This is a genomic window from Marivirga aurantiaca (assembly GCF_016679925.1).
In the GTDB taxonomy this organism is placed as follows: domain Bacteria; phylum Bacteroidota; class Bacteroidia; order Cytophagales; family Cyclobacteriaceae; genus Marivirga; species Marivirga aurantiaca.
This window is the reverse complement of record NZ_JAEQBW010000019.1, coordinates 26,650-34,882: the sequence shown is the minus strand read 5'-3', so window position 1 is coordinate 34,882 and position 8,233 is coordinate 26,650. Positions and strand designations below refer to the sequence as shown.

Annotated in this window: 7 protein-coding genes; all 7 read right to left on the bottom strand. The window is 35.7% G+C overall.

The window, feature by feature from the left end; genetic code table 11:
• Window positions 1-182 precede the first annotated feature (182 nt).
• The 7 genes from JKA74_RS20450 to JKA74_RS20420 are packed head-to-tail and all read right to left on the bottom strand — an operon-like array spanning window position 183 to window position 8,151.
• Window positions 183-653: a DUF2452 domain-containing protein gene (locus tag JKA74_RS20450; protein ID WP_201433110.1), complete on the bottom strand. Its 471-nt coding sequence runs from the start codon at window positions 651-653 to the stop codon at window positions 183-185.
• Window positions 637-831, bottom strand: a complete 195-nt coding sequence (locus JKA74_RS20445) for a hypothetical protein (RefSeq protein WP_201433109.1) — start codon at window positions 829-831, stop codon at window positions 637-639. The genes JKA74_RS20450 and JKA74_RS20445 overlap by 17 nt, the downstream gene beginning before the upstream one ends.
• Window positions 828-2,318: a M20/M25/M40 family metallo-hydrolase gene (locus JKA74_RS20440; protein WP_201433108.1), complete on the bottom strand. Its 1,491-nt coding sequence runs from the start codon at window positions 2,316-2,318 to the stop codon at window positions 828-830. Before JKA74_RS20440 ends, JKA74_RS20445 begins: the two co-directional genes overlap by 4 nt.
• A 9-nt stretch (window positions 2,319-2,327) precedes the next feature.
• Window positions 2,328-4,040, bottom strand: a complete 1,713-nt coding sequence (locus tag JKA74_RS20435) for a hypothetical protein (protein WP_201433107.1) — start codon at window positions 4,038-4,040, stop codon at window positions 2,328-2,330.
• A 1-nt stretch (window position 4,041) separates the two neighbouring features.
• The gene (locus JKA74_RS20430; RefSeq protein WP_201433106.1) at window positions 4,042-6,258 is read right to left on the bottom strand and encodes a DUF4175 family protein; all 2,217 of its coding nucleotides are present in this window, start codon (window positions 6,256-6,258) and stop codon (window positions 4,042-4,044) included.
• A complete protein-coding gene (locus JKA74_RS20425; protein WP_201433105.1) occupies window positions 6,251-7,291 on the bottom strand; it encodes a BatA domain-containing protein in 1,041 nt (346 codons plus the stop codon). Before JKA74_RS20425 ends, JKA74_RS20430 begins: the two co-directional genes overlap by 8 nt.
• Entirely contained in the window at window positions 7,288-8,151 is an 864-nt protein-coding gene (locus JKA74_RS20420) for a DUF58 domain-containing protein (RefSeq protein ID WP_201433104.1), read from the bottom strand. The genes JKA74_RS20425 and JKA74_RS20420 overlap by 4 nt, the downstream gene beginning before the upstream one ends.
• Between the last annotated feature and the right edge of the window lie 82 nt (window positions 8,152-8,233).

Genomic DNA, 8,233 nt, shown 5'->3' with positions numbered 1-8,233 from the left:
CAGTTGGTAAACCTTATTGCTGATAGGTTGCTCCTCAGCAGAGCCTACTTCCTCTTCAGATTTACAATCCTAAGATAATACAATTACTAGATAAAAATCACCAACTATTTTTGACATCATTACCAAATAAGTGATTTGGTAAATTTGAAAAGGAATTTACCTTCCAGAACGATATTTCTACATCATTCCTCTTCAGGTTTATTCAGAATTTCCCAAGTATGGTCTGCCAATAGCTTAACTGTTGCTAAATATTTGTTGTAGGATTTACTTTTGCCCCATTCCTGTGGTGATATCAATGAAAGGATATCTTTTCCCTCATTAGATTCATAAAGATAATAGACATGGTTGATCAATGGCTCAAAATTCATTTTGGCCAGGTAAATGCGTTCCGAGACTTCCACTCTTTTTTGAAGAGACTTTGCCTGATTAGCCAACAGCTGCATTTGTTCATAAAGCTGGGACATCTGATTTTCTGTCTGCTGATGCATAGCCGCAACTGCCCTGCCTTTGATTTTACCTTTATCTTCCGGTTTAATGATTGCACTGCCGGAATGGTGCGGAAATGAAATGGTGCCGGGATTTTCAGTAGTACCGTCTTTCATTTTCTCTAAATCAATTCCTTCAAGATCTATTTTTTTACCTGTCTGGCTCATTCCTTCTAATTTCTATCTTCATTGTATCCTGATAGATACTATCCCGGGTGGAATTTGTTTGCACATTTTTATTCTTTCCTCCGGGAAATTTGGTTCTGGATGCCATATCATAGAAAATATATAAAATAATTGCTACAAAAATAATGGTCATCACTATAAATACCCTGGACTTTTTCATTCTTCTTCATCAATATCTTTAAATATATAACCTCTTAATGAAAAAGGCTCTTTTAGCTGTACTTCTTTAAGGAAGTTGTAGTAAATCCTAATTCCTGAACCTAAAGCTTCCATACTTATTTTTTCATTATGGCTGTGAATACTGTTAATATCCCTGGAATTGATTACCGCAGGAATCAATCCATAAGAAGGAATATCATGAGACCTGAATGCACTGTTGTCACTTGTGGCCGGAAAAAGAAAAGGAATGGTTTCCGAATCAGGATAAACTTCTTCAATGGATCTTTCAATAGCTTTATAATATTGGTTCAGTTTTGATGGTTTTGCTTCAGGGCTTTTGGAAATAACTGAAACTTCAATGTTATCATTATCCAACTTTCTCTCAATATACCTCAGAAAGCTTTTTGAAGAAGTACCGGGTACCAATCGGCAATCCAAAATGGCTACTGCATAATTGCTTATCTGGTTAGGGGGACCCGGTGGATTAAAAATATTGGAAACTGTAATGGTATTGGTAATTAAAGAAGAGAAAAAAGGATCATTCTCAACCTGTTTCCTTACAAAGGGTGCCAAAATGGACCAGTTAATATTCCTGATGAAAAATCCGCGAATTCCTCCCTCTGCCCTGCCTAGTCGTCTGAACATTTGCCGGGTGCTTCGATTAAACAAGAGGTTTGTTTTTCTGGTATTGAGATTATTCAAGCTGTTAATCAGCTGTAAATTAGCATAATTGGAAGATGGGGCTGCTCCATGCCCTGCATCCTCGTTAACCACTTTTAATTTCACCCAAAGACTTTGTTTTTCTGCCACAGATACACCAAAAACAATTTTGTTTGGCTTGTTTCTCAAAACATTTTTGTAACCGGCCCCACCTTCCCCCATGACTACTGCTGCATTAAGTTCTTTCTTAAAATTGGAAAGTACATATTCACTGCCATTGTATCCACCTGTTTCTTCTCCTGAAACAAACAATACAGTTACATTAAAAGGTAAGTCCATAGTATCGTAATCTGCCTTAAAAGCCATTAATGCTTTCAATTGCATTACACCTAAACCTTTACAATCCAACGCTCCACGCCCGTGAATATATTCACCATCAAAATGTCCGCTATACGGGTCATGAGTCCAAATATCCAGATTTTCCGCTGGCACTACATCAATATGACTTTGAAAGACGATATTGGGCTTTCCGCTTGCCAAAGGATATAGAGATGCTGCCAGGTTATATCTATCCGGATCATCTGAAAAAACCCTTAAATTCAGATCGGACATACGAATATAATCCTCCATATAAATTGCAGCTTCTTTTTCGTTTCCTGTAACTGACTCCCTTTTAATATAGCCGGACAACAACGAAATTGTTTCATTATAAGAAATAGATTTGGGCCATAGAGACACTGAATCAGGCTCCTGTTCTGCAAAGCTGATTAAATGACTGGTAGTCAATAATACTCCTAAAATAAATTTCAAAAAAAGATTCTTCAACATTTTATATTGCTATAATTTCTCTTCCATCCATAAAAACCCCATACTTAACAAAAACATTAAAAAAAACCAAAAAGTCAAAGGCTCTTCTTTTTTATTCGATGAAATATCATCTTCATACCTTCCAAACTGCTCCAAATAGGAATTATATGCAAACTCATAAGGCAATTCCATTGATGCCTGCTGAGCCGTATTTACTTCATGAACGTAAAAGTGATAATATAAAGATTTTTCTTTCAAATGCAATTGATGCCAGCCAGCTAATCCGGGGAAATACACCAAATGCTCTCTTTCCGGATAAATTAAATCATTAGTGAGTTTAAGTTCAAGAGTATCCATTTTTGGGTTAATGATTTTGGCTGTTCCCAATGATTGATTACTCCATATTTGCGCATGAAAAGGCTGATATTTAACAGGCCATTGTGTTTTAAAAACCTGAACATCTACTTGAGTTCTCATTAATTGGTTCAACACAGCGCTCCAGTAACTCTCATATTCTTCCTGCTTGCCCCCCAATTGCCATTTATAACTATCCTGAATGCTTATAATACCTACACTCATTTCTGCTAAAATAATTTTCTGTAAGTGCAAATTTATGACTTCCTCAAAGTGGTTTATAAGGTTTACATTCAGTTGATTAATACCCCGTAATGAAAATATTTCGCTACCCGTAACAACTGTCTCCTTTAAGGAGGAATGAATGGATTGAAGGGACATTCTGGAATTAGGGTTGGCTCTAAAAATCAAGGTGCCGTGCTTTGGCTTTAAGGCTTCTATATAGTTGTTTTTATTTTTTATATTTAAAGTGTTCCACGCATTCATGTCAGTAATTAACACATTCACGTACAGCGGGTTATCACTTTTCATTTGCTGAGCTAATGAATCCGGCCAATTGGAAAAAGAGGATTTGTACTTGTCCTTTGAAATTTTACTTTTTAAATAAACTGCATGCCCATTTTCAGTCAGATAGTCTTTTAAAAAACGCCATTCAAAATCAGGGGTTTCTGCCAATAAATGGAATACAAACTTTTGCTCCTCATACACTAAGGTGGAGAAATGATAAACCTCTTGTTTATTAATAGTCAGCTCACCCTTTATATGACCCGAGGTTTTGGGTTGGATGGTTTTAAGAAGCTTTTCTCCTGCTGGTAAATGTTGAGCTTTCATACTGTCATTCCCTAATACTCCTGCTAAGTGGAGAGAATGATTGGAGATATTGGCCACTTCAAGCTTCAGTTTTTCACCCAGGTGAATCTTTTTGAGATAATTGATGCTAATTTTTGGCTGATTAGTTCGCAGGTTTACCCTATGTTGATAATAATCCGGATTAATTGGTGGTATAGAACCAACTGTAAATAAGGTGTCAATGGCATAATCCAGTCCTGTAAAGGTAGTAGTACTTTTACGGTTGCCTGACCTTAAAATAGCCTGTTGATTGTCCCACCAAAAAATCTCATAATTCTTTTCCTTTATAAGGGAATCCGAATAAGACTCATCTGTTTCTTCCCCTAATAAAACGATCGATTGTAATGGCTTTTCTGTATAAGTAACTGGCTTTAAATAAATGATATACAAAGAGATAAGCCCTATCAAAACCGCTATAATTCTAAATAATCTCCTACGTTTCCTTTTACGCCATTCCCCTATGGAAATGAGTATAAATGCTACACTTAACAGGAGAGCATGCCATAGGTTAAAGTCGTTGGTAAAAGATAATGCAGTCAAATTAATTGTTTTCTATTTGCTGGTGGAAAATACTTTTCAATTTTAAGTCAGGTGTTTTATCTGCTGATAATTTATTTGGTATCGAAGGGAGAATCTCTTCGGTAAGTAAAATAATTTCTTTAAAGTCGATTTGGGATTCTGATTGATTGAATTCATTAATCCGGGCTAATATTAAAGCATATCTCACAGGATTTTGTAAGGTTTCCCTTACTACCAATTCACTTAGTTCCTGTGCCAACTGTTTTTGTTGATTCAAATCATTTGACAATTCAATTTGCTTCATTTGCTTCACTTTATCCCTCAGTAGGTGTACAAAATCCTCCCTATTTTCTGAATAATCGATGGTTTTAGGCTTTATATCCTCCAGTTCACCCGTAAGTCTTTTTTTATCCGATTCCAATGGTGGCGGTTCAAAGCCCATTCGCTGTACATAAATACGTGAAGCACGTTGTACTTCCTTGATCAATTCCAGTGCTTTATATTCAAAAGGCAAAGCTTTTTTGGGTTTATAAGTCCGTAAATATAATTCTGCTTCCCACATATTGGCCAATGCTTCTTTTAGTTTCTTTTTAACATCTGCATCAAAGAAAGTGGCTATTTCTGAATTGTCATGTGAATGTACATAAACCTCCAGTTCCGGGGAGTTATATAAATCGTTGGAGAAATTTCTTTCCCCAGGTTGAGTACCATTGACATGATCATGTCCGCTATGGTCCTGATGAGGATCATTTTCATCATGCTCTTCATGATCGTGTTCTCCTTCTTCCTCATGCTCATGATCACCAAATGCCCTTTCTCCCAAGCCTCCCGTCACTTCGTATTCCTCCCCGAGAAAAATTCCATACCTCAGCCGTAAAATCTTCTGATCAGCACCTATCTCATCACTTCTGTCTTCAAATTGAAACCGGGAAAGTGTTTTTCTCTCTTTTAATAATTTCTCAGTATCAATGATGATTTGTCTTTGACTCTTAAAGAACTCAGGCTCAATAGATAATGCCAGACCATCAAAGGCAACAGACTCTTGTTGTACGGTATCAGCAATTTCAATAAAAAACACTTCAGATTTAGTTTTTTGATTTTCACGATATTTATTGTCTGCCACTTCAATGAAAAAATAAAGTTCGTCCCCCGGCTCTAAATCCAAAGTATCGATTTGCAAATTATAATTGATGGTTTGGTCTTTCCTGCCTTGCCGAAAACCTGGCAGTGACCATTTCATTTCCCGAAACTTCACAGCTTCCCCATCACCCTTACTTAAAGTAGCTACCACTTTGGCGGTTGACACTCCATAATCATCCTTTATGTGAATCTTCATAGGAAATGGTATATCAATGGAGGTCCATGGAATCTCCACCCTATTTTCCTTTAGATCAAATTGAATCATAGGCTTTTGATCCGGTAACACCTCTAATATCTTGATTTCATCTGTATGAATTAAATCCCCGGCTTTGTAATATACCTGAAATGCCTGCGAAAAATTTAATTTGTATTGGTGCCCCCAATTGCCTTCATACTTCGTAAAGTCCACTGTGTCAATTCCTTGAAAAATAAGGTAAGGAGTCATATTGCCATCCATCACCTCAAAATCCAACAGGCTTCCTTCAGGAATTACTTTACCTTCTTTCCAGTTGAAACCACGCAAACCAGTGTAAGCAGGTGGATTCACTTTTATCTGAATAGACCCCCTTTCAAACGCTTCTTTATCAATAGTTTGTGCAAAAGTTTGTAAAGTATCAGCTTCAATGGAAATTTGTGTATGATCTTTAAACCGAGGATTAAAATTGCTCATACCCAATAAGAAAACCATTAAACTACAAGCTGCAAAAAGGATAAGGATCCGCCAGTTTTCAGTGACAGGAATTTTGCTAACAACTGGCAATTGCTTTAAAATTTTCTCCTTCTGTATTTGTTCTACTTCATTTAATTTGGATTGAAAAAATAAGCCTAAACTATATTCCAGTTGAGGATATCTCTGATGAAGATAATCAATTATAAATCCTTGGCTCAACCTTAATAAAGGAGACCATATTAGAAATAGAAATAATAGAAGGATGACATAGGTAAAAATAAATTCCACAGGCCAGGGAATGTTTAAAAAAGCTAAAATACCCAGCGTGAGCATAAGGGTGGCTCCGGTCACAAGAAAAATAGCTCCTAATTGGGAAGCATAAAATTTCGCCAATACTTTTTGCCAATATGTAAGGAAATCTTTATGCATTAGCTTTTTGATAAACCCAAAACCTTTCCAGCATAAAAAGAACTAATATAATCCAAAACAAAATTTCATTAGTTTCAGATATAGTGTTGTTTTTCAATACTTTATTTATCTCGTCTCTTTTAACATTCGTAGCAATATCAAAGTCATTATAGCTCCATAGAGGCTGTCTCCATTGTGCTAAATGCTCACTAATAATTACCAATAGTTCATCCTGCTTACGTTTATCTTTCAGAAACAAATTCCCTAAATAAATAATCTTTTGTGACCATTGTTCATCAACCTTATAAGTTTGTTGTAAGTCATCCGTAAATATAAATTGTAATAGTACATCATCTTGTACCTCACTGGAGAATAAAATATCAGGGGTTTGAGCAGTATTTGAAAATACAACCTGGTTGTTTGTATATAAACTATTGGATTTCAATATATTATTAATCAATAATTGGTCTGATTTCTTCAAATCGAGAACCTTATAAAAAGCTGTATCCGAATCCATTTTCGAAAGCTGTTTTTCCGACATATCATTGGAATGATTGATTAATTTATAGGAAAAATTAAGTGCAGGTATTTCCCCCCAAAAATCAGTGGATCTGAAATTGTCTATCCAAACAAGTGAATCAATTTCAGGATATTGTTCCCCAATTTCCTGCATAAAGTACCACTGATTCAGATATTGTTTTCCTTCCTTTAAATCCGTCACCTGATAAACTTCAAATATCTCATTCTCATAAGCTTGAGGCAAATCAATACCATCACCCAATAGTAACCAATTCTGTTTTTTTTCATTCCCGGAAGAAGGTAAAACCCACTTGGCCAATAAAAGAACCAATAGCGTAATGATGAGCATCCTTAAAAGCATCAATAACACGCTGGTCAATTGAATACTGCGCGACCGGTTATTCGATGATTCCTTTAGAAACCTGATACTTCCGAAAGGTAAAACTCTGGTTTTCTGCTTGCTCCACAAATGAATTAAAAGTGGAATCAACAGAGCCATTAGCCCCCAAAGCCATATGGGATTAACTAAACTCATTTCAGATTAAAATTCATCAGGGTTAATAACTGAATGATATCATGTTCAAGTGGTTTTATGTCCTCCAATTGAAAGTACATGATTTCATTTTTAGCACATAAATTTTTAATGCCTCTATGCCAGTTATTCAATTGATGCTGATACTCCATTCTGGCCTCTTTGGTATTTATTTGCACTGTTCTTCCCGACTCCAAATCCTTAAACCTATAGTTTTCCTTTTCAAAATTCAGTTTCATCTCATTTTCAAACAACAAATGGACAAAAACAGTTTTCTGAGAAGCGTATGACCAACTTTTCAAAAGCTTTTCCAACTCATCATCTGTCAGGTAACCATCAGAAATGATAAAGGCTGTGGTTCTAGAGGATTGCTTCTTGTCAGGAAGCATTTCCGTGAATTCAAAAGAAACATCCGTTTCCTGTTTGATCAATTCATACAAAAAAGTGTCAAAATTCCTTGCGTTGCTTTTAGCATTAAACAACTGATAACTATCATGTTGTTGTTTGGCCAGATAAGACAATGAAGCTATAAATGCTCGTGAAATATCATATTTAGAAGCTTCTTTTCCTTTGAATTGCATAGACTTACTCCGATCCAAAACAAAAATAAAATCATGTTGGCGCTCCACTTCCGCTTCTTTAATCATGTAATGATCAGTTCTGGCAAAATATTTCCAGTCCAATTGCTTGAGACTATCGCCCGGAGTGTAGTTTTTATATTCTTTGAATTCTATACCAAATCCTTTTCTGGGACTTTGATGCATCCCTGATATAATTCCATCTACAAAATGCCTGATATAGATTTGTAAAGCTTTCAAGGCTTCTAAATCAGTTAAAGAGAATATTTGTTGGATAGAAGACATATGTTTTTAAGTAATTAGGACAATAGGAACAGATTACATTTGCCCTTTCAAATGCTTCCTTTCATTTTCCTGAAAGGAATTG

Bases quoted from the DNA above. Each gene is read 5' to 3' on its own strand.
- JKA74_RS20430 (WP_201433106.1), bottom strand. From the start codon at position 6,258: ATGCATAAAGATTTCCTTACATATTGGCAAAAAGTATTGGCGAAATTT.
- JKA74_RS20420 (WP_201433104.1), bottom strand. From the start codon at position 8,151: ATGTCTTCTATCCAACAAATATTCTCTTTAACTGATTTAGAAGCCTTG.
- JKA74_RS20445 (WP_201433109.1), bottom strand. From the start codon at position 831: ATGAAAAAGTCCAGGGTATTTATAGTGATGACCATTATTTTTGTAGCA.
- JKA74_RS20425 (WP_201433105.1), bottom strand. From the start codon at position 7,291: ATGAGTTTAGTTAATCCCATATGGCTTTGGGGGCTAATGGCTCTGTTG.
- JKA74_RS20440 (WP_201433108.1), bottom strand. From the start codon at position 2,318: ATGTTGAAGAATCTTTTTTTGAAATTTATTTTAGGAGTATTATTGACT.
- JKA74_RS20450 (WP_201433110.1), bottom strand. From the start codon at position 653: ATGAGCCAGACAGGTAAAAAAATAGATCTTGAAGGAATTGATTTAGAG.